This is a genomic window from Legionella resiliens, assembly GCF_021344005.1.
GTDB classification, from domain to species: Bacteria; Pseudomonadota; Gammaproteobacteria; order Legionellales; family Legionellaceae; genus Legionella; species Legionella resiliens.
This window is the reverse complement of the sequence record NZ_JAJTND010000004.1, coordinates 1205807-1221910: the sequence shown is the minus strand read 5'-3', so window position 1 is coordinate 1221910 and position 16104 is coordinate 1205807. Positions and strand designations below refer to the sequence as shown.

Below are 16104 nucleotides of genomic sequence, written 5' to 3'. Positions count from 1 at the left end.
AAAACACCTATTTTATTAGGTACTTAAAGGTACAATATTGAGGTTTTAGCTAGGGCTCGCCTCTAAACTGTATTCATCTAAAGCTAATAATATTTTTTCCTCAAGTGACTTGGCTTTTACTAGAGGTTTATTCACTCCGTTGACAATAATGGAAAAAATGAAGGTCTTGTCATGTGGATTAATGATAAAACCAGATAATGAAGAGATATCATGCATTGAACCCGTTTTGGCATAAACTTTTTTCTCGAGCATGGTTTTCTTCATTCTATCCTTTAGAGTTCCTGAAACACCTGCTTGCGGTAAGGCTTTAAAGAAAATAGTTTTCATATTTTTATCATGATAAAGGTCATTAAGCAAAATCACCATTTGTTCTGGAGTCACCAAATTGTAGCGCGTTCCTTCACCATCAACGATTTCCATTTGCGACAAATCCAGATGCGTATGCTCAGATAATATTTTTTTAATAGCATATGCTCCTTCTTTATGAGTTCCTTTTCCAGTTAAAGTAAAGCCTAATTTTTTAGTAAGGCTGTTTGCATAAAGATTATCGGACTGTTGCAGCATATGCATAATCAATTTACTGAGCGTTTTTGATTGAAAGCTGGCAACAAAATGAGTATCCGTTGGCGATACTCCTGAAATAATTTTTCCTTTCAAAATAATACTATTTTTATCGAAAGTTTTTTGGATCACTTGTTTGGCAAATAACAAAGGAGCAGGAATAGCAAGCTCTATTAATTTGGGGTTTTTATCCTGCATCTTGCAGCCATATAAGCGAATAGTATTATTAGGTTTCACTTCAAGATTCAGGCTGCAATGCTCCTTTTCCTCTTCTTTACTCACTGTGACCACTTCATTAACAAGCGTCAGTGCTTTAGGCTGGTTTTTCTTTAGTGTGATCGTTACAGGTTTGTCTAATTCTTTTGCACTAATCAATTCATAGGCTACTTTGTTTTCATTTAATATTGCCGCTGTATCTGGAGCAGCATAATACCATCCTAAATCATCATACGATGTACCACTTGGATAATATGGAGCCTGGTATTGTGAGCTATCAATTATCACATTTCCTTTTATCGTGTTCGAATTATTTTTTTTCAAATTAAGCAATAAAGAAGCTAAATTATCTACCGTAAAAGACGGTGAACCGGTAAAATGAATATAATAATCGTGTTCTTTTTGAGAAAGCGTTGTTCTAAAACGATAGTCTGGCTTTAATTGATACAGCGCTGCTGCTGCAGTAAGCAACTTCATGCCGCTGGCTGGAGCAAGTAATTTATCTGCATTTCGACTGTAAACCACTTTCCCTGTCTCTGCTTCTTTAATGACAATACCAACGGTTGCATGAGGCAATTTCTGCGCAATAATCCCATCTATTTTCTCTGAAAGCGTTTGAGAACTTCCTATTTGACTCATGAAAAGAGCGGCAAAGAAACATAAATAATTAGAATAGCACACGGCATTTATCCTAAAAAGAAACATAAAACATAGCTTTACCCATTCAGAACCGAAGTGCAACCCCTAATTTCCCTAATTAAAGTATTTTGACCCACATCAGTTATCTGGATTCCGCCTTATTTTCCTTAAGAAAACTTACCTGATATGAGAATATAAGGATGCTTATCTTTATCCAACCAATGAAGTAGTTTTAATAGATGGGGTTCATCCATAGCAATGCATCCATAAGTTCCAGAATGAATTGATCGCCATAAATGTATAAAAATAGCACTTCCTGCTCCGGGGATTACAGGATTCATGTTGTAATTAACTATCGCACCTATTCTATATGCATCAATGAGCATCGTTTCATAACTTTTGGCGTTTGTATTTCCTTTTACCCAGGTATTATAACCACTATGGGATACATCATCTATAAATTTATCATCAGCAGTAATGTATTTAAAATCCATTTTAAGTGCTAGAGGCTCTGATCCAAAAGCATCGCCCAAAGGGTATAAACCAGCAGGTGTCTTCATATCACCTTCCCTTTTCTCTCCTAAAGGAGCTACTCCACTCTTACCTACTACTGCTGGAAAAGAGCTCCATACTTGCTTCCATGCATGACCATGTTTTTTACAAGCAGTTACCTCAGCTTCAAAACCTTTTATATGATTTACCAGAATCACTTGGGATGAACAATCAGGAAGATTTTGTAAATGAGCAACCATACAAAGGTCAGTAGAACTTTTAGCTATTGGTAGATATCGATAAATTAAAAAGACAAGTAATACCAAAAAAATATATGCTAACTTAGATTTTATCATTTTATAAAATTGAATGAGGGCCATCAGGTTTTATAAAGCTTCGTGAAAACGCTTCCGGTGTAGTGCTTCTAGTACTAAGCTCATCAAGATAAATCATCTTAAAGTAAGATTTATTCGCCAGCGAACTTACATCTGGATTTTCCGGATAATACTTAAGCAACGGAAAAAACAATGATTGTCCAATGATATAACGTTTATCTTTGGTTTCAGGAGAAAGTCCCCAAACATTCTGATAGGTCATTGCAGCCATTTCATGATTGTTTATGGACTTATTCCCTAAGTAAAGCATCACATGACCACCAATGTAAATAAGTGTCATCAGGGGATGTCCTTGTACTTTCAAGGCGCTGATTCGTTCATCAACTGTATTTTGGGTGAGATCAATACCCGAAGCTATTTTTGCCTGTTGAGCCGAATTTCGCGGTAGCCAAATACCAAACGGAGTAAATATACTCTTTAATTCTTGTGAGCAATCATTAAAAAAATAAGCCCCTCCCCATCCATAAGGACGGTTTAGTAATTGTTTCATAATATTAGCCATATTTTTTTTCGAGGCTTCAAGAGGCATCAGACTTGCAGATTGCGATTTCACAAATCCAGTTTGAATCACTGCTTGATGATGTGCATTTTTTATTGGGATCAAGATAGAAATATAATTTTCATTACGATTAAGAAGTGGAAATACTGCACCTATATAGCCTGCAAATTGAAAATTCTGATGTTGATTCACGATGCTTGCTTCTGTTTCAGTGATTGCCACAAGGCCCTTTTTAGCGGTGCGCTTCCACTCTTCAATAAATCCGCCTGAAGCATAAGCAATATCGGAACTTTTTACCCAGGCAAAGTAAGCATCTGGGGTTAGTACTAATGACCAAGATTTATCGTGTGAGACAGTGAAAACATAGAGGGGGGTTCCCGCCCAAACAACTGATTCTTGTAAATTATCGAACGGGAAACCTTGGCCCGGCATAGTGAAGTGAAAGAAGTCCGGAGCATGATCCGGAAGCGCACGTGCAAAAGTATTATTTACTGCAATAGCTCGATTCCTTTCGTTAAATCTTAATCCCTCAATGGCAGGTAAATCCATATTGTTTTTGATATGATTTAGCCAGACTGCATCATGTTCTTTAAAATTTTCCGCAAAGTGACGCTCTTCATCGGATTTATTTTGGTTGTCATATTCGTCTAATAATTCCAGCTCAATTTTTTTAACTACAGGGAGAACGGAATTTACCATCTTCTCGTTCCAAGGAGAAAGCCCTTCACCATGATCAGAATAATAATGATTATAGAATTGTTGCAGTTGCTCCTCTTGATACTCTCGCTTTAACAGAGGAGTATCATAGTCGTTACTGTCTGAGGGAAAATAATCATTGATATTTTGGGAATAAGATTTTATCGAAAAATCATAAATTGGCACTTCAGTTGCAAAAGAAACTGATAGAAAGCAAATCCCTAAAAATAAAAAAACTCGCTTGCTTAAATCTCTGAAGTCAAATAATCCCAAGCACATAAAAAAATCCAACAAAACCCAAATTCCGAGCAATTATATCATTAAATAACCTTTATGTAAGAATTTTATCCTCTAAAACTTTAGTCGACTCCTCTAATATAGAGGTAACATGCTCATGTCGCATGGGACTGAGTAATCGTTGGGACGAAGTGAGAATAAAAATACTCAAGGGCAGCAAACTTAAGAGATCAAAAGGAAACTTTAAAATACCTATACCCCCAAAAACACCTATATAGGAAACAATAAGTACGGTAACCATATAAAATAAAAACCAGTATAAAAGCGCGCTATTATCCCAGGAGTTTTTACGATGATAAACACAATAAATCAGAATACCCATAAGTAAGGCAATATCCAACTTCCATATAATTGAAAACCCACACCAATACAGCATTAAATTACAAAAATAAAATGCGATATGCGAACAAACTATCGCTCCTGAAAGTCTAAAAGGTCTTGGGGTTAATGGCTGTAATTTCCGCATCGCCAAGAGACATATGGGCCCAATACTGTAAGAAAGAATACTAGCAGAAGAGAGAAAGGCGACTAACTTCTGCCATCCAGGAAAAGGAAGAAAAGATAACATTCCAACTAATAAGTTTGCATAAAGAGTTACATAAGGAATTTTATGACGATTTACCTTTAAAAAGATTTTGGGTAAATGATCATTTAAGGCCATTCCATATAAAATTCTGGAAGTTGCCGCTGTATAAACCAGAGTTGTCCCAAAAGGAGAAAAAGCAGCATCAATCATCAGTAATGTTGCCACTACACCTAGACCTAAAAGTAATGTCAAGCCCACTAAAGGCCCGCTATCTCCTGGGTAACTTAAGGCATGCCAGCCCTGAGCTACATACTTCTGAGGCATTGCAGCGATGAAACTCAATTCCAACATGAAATACAAAACAAATCCAATCAGCACAGCACCTAAAATAGCAATAGGAATATTTCGTTGTGGATTTTTTACTTCTCCTGCCAGCACCAAACCGTTTTGAAATCCAGTAAAAGCAAAAGCAATACCCCCAGCAGAAAGTGCCGTAAAAATATTTACCCAACTGTCTTTATCAGACAAACTAATTTTGACATTATCCATGGTCGGTGCGACATGCAGCAATGAAACAATCGCAATACCTGGTAATATGAATTTAATAATGCTTGCATATTTATTGCATTCAACAAGCAATTTAATTCCATAAGAGTTCAATATGACGACGAAAAGCATGATACCCATTGCTGCAACATAACCATATCCTGAAAGAGTGAATGTTGTTGAATCTTTGGCAATTAATATTGGGAAAAAATGACTTGAATATTGCAGAATTGCTTGTATTTCTATTGGGGTCATAACAACATAAGACAGCCAAGATGTCCACGCGAATAAAAAACCAACCTCTTTTCCATGGGTAAAAGTTGGATAATTAGACATGCCTCCAGAAATTGGAAACATTGTACCCAGTTCACATAGCGGCAGAGCAATAAAAATCATAAAAACAGCAGCAATAATCCAAGAAATCAATGAATTGCTGCCCGCCATTTGCGCACTAATAAACGGGCTAAACAACCACCCCGATCCAATCATTCCCCCTGCAGAAACGATAAGAATGTTAGTCGTTGAAATATCGCGTTTTAACATGAAAAAACCCTTTGATTAGGCGTTACTTTTATTTAGCCAGAAAGTGGTTAATTATACAAGTTTAATAAATCCATAGGTGCAAACACCCTTAAAATTTTTTTTACAAGTGAATTCAGCTATTTCTAATTGACTGTATTGTAAGCACAAAGAAGAGGTTTTTAGCGATTTTTATGCTCTATTGCTTCAATTTCCTTGATAACCTCCTCACCCTCTACATCGGTTTTAGTATTAAACCAGGAATCTAAAATTTCTTTTGCTAAGTCCTGAGTTAACAGCCGGTTGGATAAAGCCAAAACATTCGCCCGATTCCATATTCTTGCACCTTTTGCCGTTTGGGCATCCGTACATAAAGCGGCTCTTATACCAGGTATTTTATTTGCTACAATTGAAATCCCCGTTCCGGTCCAGCAAAAGAAAATGCCTTCGTCACATTCGCCTTGGCGAATTGCCTCAGCGGCAATTTGAGCTGTTTGAATCCACGATTCATTTTGTCGTGATTTAATTGCACCAAATGGAATAACCTCATGCCCTAAGCGCTTTAGTTCTTCCACAATATAATCATTAACGGGATAGAGTGCATCGCTGCATACTGCGATTTTCATCAACTTACTGCTCCTTTCATAATAAAAAAATCAAATTCCCATATAACTTATATTAAGAATTCACCCAGACTAAAAACTCACTACTGAATACCAAACCAACCTCCGGTATCGCCCCCTGCCCAACATGTGTTATTTTGACAGTCCTTAAATTTCTCGGAGCAGAGCAGTTTGAATTTGTCTGCCTTACTGATGTCCATTCCCTTATAACCTTCAGGCTGGCAAATTCGTGCTACATATTCTCCCCTTACACGAATTTGTCCCATTACGTAAATATCATCAGCAACAGGATAAATACCATGGTTATTATGCGAATAGCATGCGATATAGCATCCAGGAGCCAGGGTGTAGCTGTTATCTGTTGGTAAAAGAGCACGTTCTGAACCGGGATAAGGGTGATTAATGACTCCTTTATTCCCTAAAATATAAACAGGGAAAGGGGATGGTAACAAGGATTTATTTTCATCTGAATTCACCATGGGTGCGGTAAGTGCTAGAGTTTGTGTAGCCAATAAGAATCCAATACTACTTAATAGTATTTTTTTCATTTTTGATTTCCTTAAAGGTTAGCTATTTAAAGTATAGGCAAATAAAACAATTTCCCAGTTTTAAGTTTAATGTCCCTCTTTAGCAAAAAACAAAATGATTCGCGATAAAGTTTATTTCGACAGATTTTCAATTCCATTAAAATCAATGTCATAAGTTGATGCAGGATAAAACCCCTTCTTCACTCTGATTGCTCTACAAAGCACATTAAGCATCATCAATGTACTTTTTAATCTAAGCCAAGGATAAGCTTTATGCTTCAGTACATCATGTGCTCTTAGATAATCTTTAATAAATTGACGTGGATTTTTGGATATATATTTCAAACAATGAAGCATCATTCCTTGACCCAGCATGTAAGGCTGCATATGTTGCATATTGGGTATATCATATTGCCTTTGGCCACTTAGAATACTATGCCAATCAATTTTATCTGTAAGTAAATGAAAACCGCTGGTTACTCTTGGGTTACATTCTAATACATAAGCTTTATCATTCACCAAAATAAAATCAAAGGCAATTTGGCCGCTGAATTGCAACCGTTTGCAAAAAGTCTTAATAAATTCAGTGATTGGTTTAATTTCCGCAGGCTCAAAATAAATTCCAGTTGAACGACCCGCTTGATATTTAGAGTGATAGCACGACTGAATCAGTACTTCACCTTGATGGGTGATAGCATAAGCACTGTATTCTTTTCCTTGAATAAATTGTTGCGCAATATAAGGCTCATTAATAGTAAGCTCTGAAATGATTTTTTGCGAAGGTTTAATCAGCGAACCAAAACGAGAAAAAACCGGCTTTAAAACAAACACTCCATCCTTAGGAAGAATGTGTTTATCCTTATCAGTACTTATTAACCAACCTTGAGGTGCGATCAAACCATACTCCCTGACAAGTTGATTAAACGTATATTTATTATGTAATTGATTCAAGCGCTCAAAAGGCTCGCATAACAACTTAGTATGCGTAGATAATTCTTCATGGCCCTGGCTTATATAAAAAATCTCTTCACAAGAAGGAATAAGCAGATCAATTTTATATTGAATCACTATTTCTTTAATTGCTTTTAAAAATGCAGTCAAATCATGATTCGGTTTAGGAATAACGAAATGCTTTTTTACTCCTTTGACAAATCGTGCAAGTGGATAAAGCATACTCTCAGCACTATAAACCTGATATCCCTGATTAATGAGACTACGCATAATATCCATAGTAGCAGGCGCCCTACCTCCAGTAACTAAAATGTTCATTTACCTATTCCTTAAAAACCAAGTACCCACTTTTAAAATCATGCAATTACTAAGAACAAAATTTTCTGCTTGCCTTAAATAATTTTTGAAACATGCACATAAAAACTATGCGGTGTTGCACTAACTAATTGTCGTTCCAATCCATTAGTAAAAGAAAAAATGGGACTCAGCAGAAATCATTATAAGCATTTCATTAATCATGTAATGCATTTTCAGGGAGTCGCCTCCCATCCGCCAAAAATAACATGATTATCAATAACTTCAAGGGGTAATGATAATACGCCTGCAAATAATTGACGGGTTGGGGTTAATAAATCATCATGCTAAGAAAGGTCGATTCAAAACTAGGTTTTGTTAGTTTTTTATAATCGACTTTCCCATTAACAGTGAGAAGGGTGGCATAAAGCAAGCTTAAGAGATTTTTTGAGCAATAATTACACTTAAAGGCCATTTTAAATGGCCACATGCTGCTCCTCACCCTATCCAGCTGCTTGGATAGCTGTAGTTTAACAAGCAAAAAGCAGATAGAAAAATGCGCGACATTCGCCCGAGCATTGCTTTTACTGTATACCCAAGGCTATAAGGTGCATAGAATTTAATATTTATGATGATTTTCTACGCTGCATAATTTGTGAAAAAAACTCAGGTTTATTGAGACCCATGGATGCAAAAATTTGAGGCACTCTATCCCATGATCCCTCTTCCTCAATGCTTGCGACAATTAACTCAAAACCAGTTTTCTTATCTGCTTCCAATCCCCAACCATTAATGAAACTAAGTCCTCTTAATCGTTTTGCAGCAATATGATTTAATGCGATTGCGGCTAATAAATAAGCATGCGCTTCTTCAAAAAGCTGATTACATTTTTTCAAATTAGCTTCGCTTTTAAAAACACCTTCTTTTTCCAAATTCTGTCTGAATTTAGCTTCCTCAAGAATCATTTGCCCTAATTGATAATTCGCTTCTGCATTATCAAGCATTGCCGCTGCTCTGTAACATTCCATGTACATAAGGTGTGCAAAAGGAAACTTTTTATTTCCTTTCAATTTGTTGTAAATAGCTGCCAATTCGAAATAATAGGCAATTTCTTTTTTGAGCATCTCATCTCCGGGTTGATTATTTACCCGATTCGCTTGCATGGCTTTTATTTTCTTAACAATTCTTCTAATTTGCCAACGTTTTAAATAGGCCATAAACTCTCCTGCCACTTATTATGATGTTGATTGGATAAGATATTGTAATAAAAAAATCACGATTACAATGAGGATCATTAAACCAAGAATTTTTAGTCCAAAACCAGCGGACTCTTTTATTTCTTTACTAATTTGTTTGCTGGGAGGATTTTCTGCCTCTCCCTCCACATTCAATTCAGACTTATAAAGATTGTTATCAATATAATTGGATACAAAATAGGAAACCAGCCCAGTTATCACGCAGGGAACAAAAAATATTAACCAAACTATAAGTTTGCTTGCCCCCACAGTATAGTTATAATCATCCTGCAATGAACTCAGCATGGTCAAAACCATATCCGGAACATTATAGTTCAATCCCCAAACAAGATAAGGCAAAATATATAAACTATAAAAAAACAAGCCCAGGGAAAGAACCAAGCAAATCATGCCTAAAATATAGAGCTTACTATTACTGCCGAATCGATCTTGTTCCATATTACCCTTAAAATATCCTTTTCTTTAATTTAAGATAGCAGATGGATTTAAATAAGTACACTTACTGGTGATATTAACTAATTCATTTTAAAATAGAATATAGAACATTTTTCTTATAAGGCAACCCATGAAACGTTATGTTTTTATGATCTCTGATGGTACAGGGATTACCGCTGAAACTTTAGGCCATAGTTTGATTACTCAATTTGAAAATACAAAATTTGAACGACTCACGATTCCCTATGTTGATTCTTTAAAAAAAGCAGAACATGCCCTTCTACAAATTAACCAGGCCTTTGAAGAACATAGAATCAAACCACTAGTATTTATGACGTTAATTGATCCCGAAATCAGAAATTACTTTAAAAAAGCAAATGCTCGCGTATTTGACTTATTTAGTACTTTTATTGGTCCCATGGAAGAAGAACTTAATGAAAAATCTTCTTATACAGTTGGAAGAACTCATGGTGTGGGTAACAGTAAACTTTATTTGCATCGACTTGAAGCAATAGACTTTGCTTTATCTCATGATGATGGCGTGAAAACTCGCGGTTATGACAAAGCAGATATTATTCTCATTGGTGTTTCACGTTGCGGAAAAACACCCAGCTGCTTGTATATGGCACTTCAATATGGAATTTTGGCTGCTAATTATCCTTTTACTGAAGAAGATATTATTGGCTTTAGATTACCTGAGGTTTTAAAACCTTATAAACATAAACTGTTTGGATTAACCATTGATCCTCAGCGCCTCCAACAAATCAGAGCGGAACGTAGACCCCATAGTAAATATGCTTCACCAGAACAATGTCGCTTGGAAGTAAATGAAGTTGAAGCCATGTACCAAAAGGAAAAAATTCCTTATATTAATTCGACAAAATATTCTATTGAGGAAATATCAACAAAAATACTGGCCGCGTCAGGTTTACACCGTAAAATATAGGAAAGTGTGAGAATAATTTTGCTGTTACATCATATAACACTATTTACGTATCGCGCTTTATGCACAATACGTAGTAGCGCCCGCAGCGCTCTTATATCACAATTCATTAAAATATTAACTAATTAGCAGTACTAGGAAAATCCGCATCACAATCATAGCGGCTATCATTAGCTAAAAAAGTTTTGCAACTTTGACGAATGGTATATTTTACAGTAGTGGCATCAGGTACAGCCGCATTTTGCTTAGAATACATTTGCCAAATAATAACTCCGTCACTGTCTTTTTGCTGCTCGAGGATTTCATCAACCAATTGATTTGTCAGTTGCAGTTGACCACTAATATTTTTTGGAAAGGCTGGTTGATTTACTTCGAAACCAAATTGTATTTTTGCGTTAATATGATATTTGGCCGGTAAAAAAGTCACTTTTCCGATGCTATCAATTGTTAACTTGGGTTTGCTAACCATTTCTGCTTTCAGCCAATTGGTATAATCTTTCATATACGCACTGACCTGGCCAGGTAAATCCAAAGGCCCATTAGCATAGGGAGCACATTCAGCTGGATTATCTCCGCATAAGTCATAGGTCATCAAACCCAGGCTATCAAAGCGCGACACTATTGCTTCATCTTTATTCGCAAGGTTATACCATAACCCTTTCAAATTCCCTCTCCACCAAAGCCCACCCTTGGTATATATCTCAGGATATGTGTCTCCAGTTACAAAACCTGTGATGGGACGAGCACCCACCGGAGGTGCAGCTGTAGCAAATTTGAGATATTTTGCTCCAGGGTCATCCATTATTGCACGCAAAATTGCATCTACTTTATCAATTGTTTTAGGCATAACAGAAGAAGAACCCGAGCCTATCCCATACTTCATGAGATTTGTATATGTTGGCCCCCCTGCATTCAGTATGCTTTGTGCAATATCTGTTGACCATTCACCATTTGCACTAGGTCCCCAAGAAACTGCATATTGATCAGCATGCCAAAACTCTTCATAGTCAAAATCAATCCCATCTACCCCTAAATCATTCGCTAATTTGACTAGATTTGCATAGGAAGTTTTTGCTTTGGACGCCTGTTCCCTTTCGGGGTCATTTGGGTCAGGAAACCAATCGTAAAAAACTTGATTTATGCTTGAGGATGCAGGTCCACACGCCCCATGCGCTTCCGCAAAATTACAACTGTAATTCCAACCGCCTACGGAAAGGAATGTTTGAATATTTTTCTCTTCGGATAATTTGATTGCCGCTTTTAACTGATTAAAAGCATGAGCACCTTTGCCATCATGATCCGTAAAATAACCAAGTATGCCGGTTTTAGCGAGATTTCCAGTCTGATAATCGATCAATGATGGTCTAACAAATGAAAAAATAACACGATTAAAATTCGGTTTTTTGAGTTTAAGCAAATCGTTAACATACTGCTGAAGCTGCTTAGAATTATCAATAAGCAAATATACAGAAACAATTTTTTCATTCGCAGCAGGACTGGCTTGCACTACAGAAAATGAACTATCGAGCATCCATAGGGTACATAACACAGAGAGACATGTTTGTTTTAATTTCATTGCTTCTCCCTAGCTACTTATTCGCCACCTGATTAAATTATATACATTTAATGGAGATAAGCAAACGGCCGAACATACGTAGGGGAATCCGGAGATTAGTAATCCAGCAGTCCACTACGTTGCTCAGACCATTGGAGAACTACGATACAACCCACAGTTGCATAAAATCATGCACTTTCATTGCTGCAAGTGTATTTGTATCACTCATTGCCTGCATGATTCGTTCGGCATGTTCTCCAGAAAACTGGGTACTTAAGTTCTTCTTAAATTTGGATAATAGAACAGGAATGCCTTCTTCACGCCTGCGTTTGTGACCAATCGGGTACTCTACGGTAATCAAATCACTTTCAGTACCATCCTTGAAAACTATTTTGATGCTGTTTGCAATTGAACGCTTTTCTGGATCAAGGTAATCACGAGAAAAACGCTCATTTTCAGTAACATGCATTTTTTCGCGTAGTAAGTCTATTCTGGGATCTGCTGCAACATCATTTTCATAATGTTCGGCTTTTAAATCTCCAAACAATAAGCCTATAGCAACCATATACTGTAAACAATGATCCCGATCGGCAGGATTATGCAGCGCACCTTGTTTACTAATAATTCGAATTGCCGACTCATGGGTTACTAAATCAATTCGTGCTATATCATCAAATCTGTGTTTCACAATAGGATGCAACACCACAGCACATTCAACCGCAGTTTGTGCATGAAACTCAGCAGGATAAGATAACTTAAACAAAACGTTTTCCATCACATAACTGCCGTAAGGACGCTGAAATTTAAATATTTTTTTATCAAAAAGAACATCATAGAAACCCCAGGTTGGAGCACTTAATGCGCTTGGATAACCCATTTCTCCTGTTTGAGCAATTAATGCTAAACGCACTGCTCTTGAAGTGGCATCCCCAGCCGCCCATGATTTTCTTGATCCCGCATTAGGTGCATGCCTATACGTTCGCAAACTTTGACCATCTACAAAAACTTGAGATAAAGTTCTTAACATCATGTCTTTATCAGCGCCAAAAAGCTGGGCTGCAACAGCAGCACTGGCAACTTTCACTAAAAAGACATGATCCAACCCTACTCGGTTAAAACTGTTTTCCAAAGCGAGGCAACCTTGAATTTCATGTGCCTTAATCATAGCGGTAAGCACATCTTGCATTAAAATTGGCGCATTACCCTTGGCGTAATTTTGTCGGGACATATAATCTGCTACAGCAAGGATAGCACCTAAATTATCAGAAGGATGTCCCCACTCTGCCGCAAGCCAGGTATCATTGAAATCCAGCCAGCGTATCATAGCACCTATATTGAAGGCTGCCTGTACTGGATCTAATTCATATGCTGTGCCTGGAACTCGTGCCCCACCTGAAAGAGTAGCACCAGGAACAACCGGACCTAGGAGCTTGGTACATTCAGCAAAATTTAATGCCAAAATACCACAACCTAGTGTATCCATAAGGCATAAACGTGCTGTCTCATAAGCTAAAGCGCTATCAATTTTCTTGTTTAGCACGTAATCCGCAATATCAATCATCACCTGATCGTAATCAGGTTTAATATTATCTTCTACATAGCTGTGCATAATAACCTCTTGTATTTATTTATCTGGGTACTGTTGCTCATCAGATTTACTTGCTCAATGAGAACACTATATCGTTAACCAGTTTACACGTGCTCTGCACTTGCATTAAATTAATTTCTTATCCTACCTCCTGCGACTTGTTCGTGAACCGTCTACCATTCCAGCTCTACTCCGACTTCCCGCGGCTTGTCCGCGGGATCCAGAAGATCTTCGCGAAAACACTGGACCCCGCGGACAAGCCCTGAACGATCGTCAGTTTTTTTAAATTTATCATGTACCACTTAAGTTTCTCTACGTACTGCTTTAAATTTCTCTACGTACCGCGCTTATGCCTGAGAGATGGTCACTTTTTGTGACCATCTCTCAGGGACAAGCCGCGGGGCGTAGGCAGAGATCAAGAGACAGCGGCTTTTTTGTGGGACATGGGTGACGCTTGGTCCCTTAATACAGTGTCGCTGTGCTCATAAATTAAGCAATTACCCTCTCGTCTCAATAGCTGGGAATTTTTGAGGTTCAGGCCCAGTATATTCAGAAGTAGGTCGAATCAACTTATTATTCTCTCTTTGTTCAAATACATGTGCTGACCATCCTGTAATACGCGACATAACAAAAACTGGTGTGAATAAGAATGTAGGAATGCCACAATAGTGGTATGCCGAAGCACTATAAAAATCTAGATTTGGAAATAATTTTTTTTCATTCCACATGACTTCTTCAATGCGTTCTGAAATATGATATAAAAGAAGATCATCCTTGTCCTCACCCAAACGGAATGACCATTTTTTGATAATATCAGAACGTGGATCACTGGTCGTATAGACCCGATGTCCGAAACCCATAATGAGTGCTTTATTAAGCAACATTTTCCTTAGCTCAGTTTCAGCTTGATCGGGACTTTCAAAACGTTCTATAAGCTCCATCGCCGCTTCATTAGCCCCTCCATGCAAAGGACCTCTTAAAGTACCAATAGCACTTGTAATCGCAGAATAAAAATCAGCCAATGTTGCAGCGGTAACTCGTGCAGCAAAGGTTGAAGCATTAAATTCATGCTCAGCATATAAAATCAATGATACATTCATCATTTGAGCTTCTAATTTGCTTGGCTTACGCCCATGTAATAATGCAAGAAAATGTGCCCCGGTTGTTTGTTCATCACTTAAGCCAGAAATTTCTTTATTATGAAAATGCCATGCATACCAGTAGCACATTATTCCTGGGAATAAAGCAAGTAATCTATCTGCGATGTCATATTGCTGTGAAAAACTATCTTCTGGTTCGATTGTTCCCAAGAATGAACAGCCCGTTCTCAGCACATCCATCGGATGTGTGTTTTTAGGAATTAGTTTAAGTACGGTCTTTAACGTATCGGGTAATGTTCTAAGACTAACCAGCTTTTTTGTATATTCATCCAATTCTTTTTGGGTAGGTAATCGCCCATAAAGTAATAAATAAGCTACCTCCTCAAAAGTAGCATACTCTGCTAAATCATCAATTGAGTAGCCTCTATAATTCAAACCTTTACCTGCTAGTCCAACTGTACAAATTGCTGATTGGCCAGCAACTACACCGGCTAAACCGCCGCTTTTAACACTCATTGTCTTCCTCCATCAATTGGTCTAGTTTTTGTTCGTATTGATAATAACCAAGTACTTCATAAAGTTCTTCCCGGGTCTGCATTTTATCGACCATGGATTGTTGCGTTCCATCTTGAAGAATTGCTCTATAGGTATTTAACGCTGATTGAGACATAGCTCTAAATGCACTCAATGGGTACAAAATTAGCGATACACCCACGTGTTTCAGTTCTTCGCGATTAAATAAAGGGGTTTTGCCGAACTCAGTAATATTCGCCAATACAGGCACAGGAATTGCCTGAGTAAATGTTTGATACTCCTCCAGACGAGTCATCGCCTCAGGAAATATCATATCAGCCCCTAATTCGACGCAAAGCAATGCTCTTTCTATAGCTGCATTCATTCCTTCAACAGCATAGGCATCCGTTCTTGCCATGATGACAAAATCAGGATCCTGACGTGCATCAACTGCTGATTTAATCCGATCACCCATTTCTTGCAAAGACACAATAGCTTTATTGGGTCTGTGGCCACATCGTTTTGCCAGTACCTGATCTTCAATATGAATGGCCGCTACACCTGTTTTCTCCATAAGCTTTATGGTTCTAGCGATATTAAACGCATGGCCCCATCCTGTATCCACGTCAACAAGCAGTGGTAAAGGACAAGCTTCGGTAATTCGGCGCGCATCCTCAAGAACTTGTGATAGATTGGTCATGCCAAGATCGGGTATACCATAAGAGGCATTCGCAACACCAGCTCCTGAAAGATATATTGCCTTAGCTCCAGAAAATTGCGCGAGCATAGCAGAATAAGCATTTATGGTTCCCAATATGGGTAGTGGTTTATTTTCTTTGACTGTCTGTTTGAAGGCTTTGCCCATGGAACTCGCCATTAGCTGTCACTCCTTGATCTTAATATGATATAAACTAACGTAGTCTGAGTGCAGAG

14 protein-coding genes are annotated in these 16104 nt (G+C 37.6%); 1 reads left to right on the top strand and 13 read right to left on the bottom strand.

Features of this window, described 5'->3' with window-relative positions; all coding sequences use genetic code 11:
- Nucleotides 1-45: 45 nt before the first annotated feature.
- From dacB to LXO92_RS10800, 9 genes are all read right to left on the bottom strand, one after another.
- Nucleotides 46-1416 carry a D-alanyl-D-alanine carboxypeptidase/D-alanyl-D-alanine endopeptidase gene (gene dacB / locus LXO92_RS10840; RefSeq protein ID WP_233291540.1) on the bottom strand — a complete coding sequence of 457 codons (1371 nt, stop codon included), beginning with the start codon at nt 1414-1416 and terminating at the stop codon, nt 46-48.
- Between the two features lie 167 nt (nt 1417-1583).
- Nucleotides 1584-2168 carry a L,D-transpeptidase family protein gene (locus LXO92_RS10835; protein ID WP_232890965.1) on the bottom strand — a complete coding sequence of 195 codons (585 nt, stop codon included), beginning with the start codon at nt 2166-2168 and terminating at the stop codon, nt 1584-1586.
- Nucleotides 2169-2265: 97 nt separating this feature from the next.
- Nucleotides 2266-3777: an SH3 domain-containing protein gene (locus LXO92_RS10830; RefSeq protein ID WP_232890964.1), complete on the bottom strand. Its 1512-nt coding sequence runs from the start codon at nt 3775-3777 to the stop codon at nt 2266-2268.
- 52 nt (nt 3778-3829) lie between these two features.
- Entirely contained in the window at nt 3830-5410 is a 1581-nt protein-coding gene (locus LXO92_RS10825) for an APC family permease (protein WP_182349605.1), read from the bottom strand.
- A gap of 158 nt (nt 5411-5568) precedes the next feature.
- Nucleotides 5569-6012: an RpiB/LacA/LacB family sugar-phosphate isomerase gene (locus LXO92_RS10820; RefSeq protein ID WP_182349604.1), complete on the bottom strand. Its 444-nt coding sequence runs from the start codon at nt 6010-6012 to the stop codon at nt 5569-5571.
- A gap of 80 nt (nt 6013-6092) precedes the next feature.
- Nucleotides 6093-6557 carry a hypothetical protein gene (locus LXO92_RS10815; RefSeq protein WP_182349603.1) on the bottom strand — a complete coding sequence of 155 codons (465 nt, stop codon included), beginning with the start codon at nt 6555-6557 and terminating at the stop codon, nt 6093-6095.
- A gap of 111 nt (nt 6558-6668) precedes the next feature.
- A complete protein-coding gene (locus LXO92_RS10810) occupies nt 6669-7805 on the bottom strand; it encodes an ATP-grasp domain-containing protein (RefSeq protein WP_182349602.1) in 1137 nt (378 codons plus the stop codon).
- A gap of 602 nt (nt 7806-8407) precedes the next feature.
- On the bottom strand, nt 8408-8998 hold the full coding sequence (locus LXO92_RS10805) for an SEL1-like repeat protein (protein ID WP_182349601.1): 591 nt from the start codon (nt 8996-8998) through the stop codon (nt 8408-8410).
- A gap of 18 nt (nt 8999-9016) precedes the next feature.
- Nucleotides 9017-9475, bottom strand: coding sequence for a hypothetical protein (locus LXO92_RS10800; RefSeq protein WP_182349600.1), 459 nt, complete (start codon nt 9473-9475; stop codon nt 9017-9019).
- Between the two features lie 127 nt (nt 9476-9602).
- Here LXO92_RS10800 and ppsR point away from each other — a divergent pair, with 127 nt between their 5' ends.
- A complete protein-coding gene (gene ppsR, locus LXO92_RS10795; protein WP_182349599.1) occupies nt 9603-10418 on the top strand; it encodes a posphoenolpyruvate synthetase regulatory kinase/phosphorylase PpsR in 816 nt (271 codons plus the stop codon).
- Between the two features lie 118 nt (nt 10419-10536).
- On the opposite strand, the gene LXO92_RS10790 is transcribed toward ppsR, so the two are convergent.
- The 4 genes from LXO92_RS10790 to prpB all read right to left on the bottom strand — a co-directional run bounded on the left by LXO92_RS10790 (nt 10537) and on the right by prpB (nt 16048).
- Nucleotides 10537-11991 carry a glycoside hydrolase family 18 protein gene (locus tag LXO92_RS10790; RefSeq protein ID WP_182349598.1) on the bottom strand — a complete coding sequence of 485 codons (1455 nt, stop codon included), beginning with the start codon at nt 11989-11991 and terminating at the stop codon, nt 10537-10539.
- Nucleotides 11992-12130: 139 nt separating this feature from the next.
- Nucleotides 12131-13579: a bifunctional 2-methylcitrate dehydratase/aconitate hydratase gene (locus tag LXO92_RS10785; protein WP_182349597.1), complete on the bottom strand. Its 1449-nt coding sequence runs from the start codon at nt 13577-13579 to the stop codon at nt 12131-12133.
- Nucleotides 13580-14055: 476 nt separating this feature from the next.
- A complete protein-coding gene (gene prpC, locus LXO92_RS10780) occupies nt 14056-15174 on the bottom strand; it encodes a bifunctional 2-methylcitrate synthase/citrate synthase (protein ID WP_182349596.1) in 1119 nt (372 codons plus the stop codon).
- Entirely contained in the window at nt 15164-16048 is an 885-nt protein-coding gene (prpB, locus tag LXO92_RS10775) for a methylisocitrate lyase (protein WP_182349595.1), read from the bottom strand. Before prpB ends, prpC begins: the two co-directional genes overlap by 11 nt.
- Nucleotides 16049-16104 lie beyond the last annotated feature (56 nt).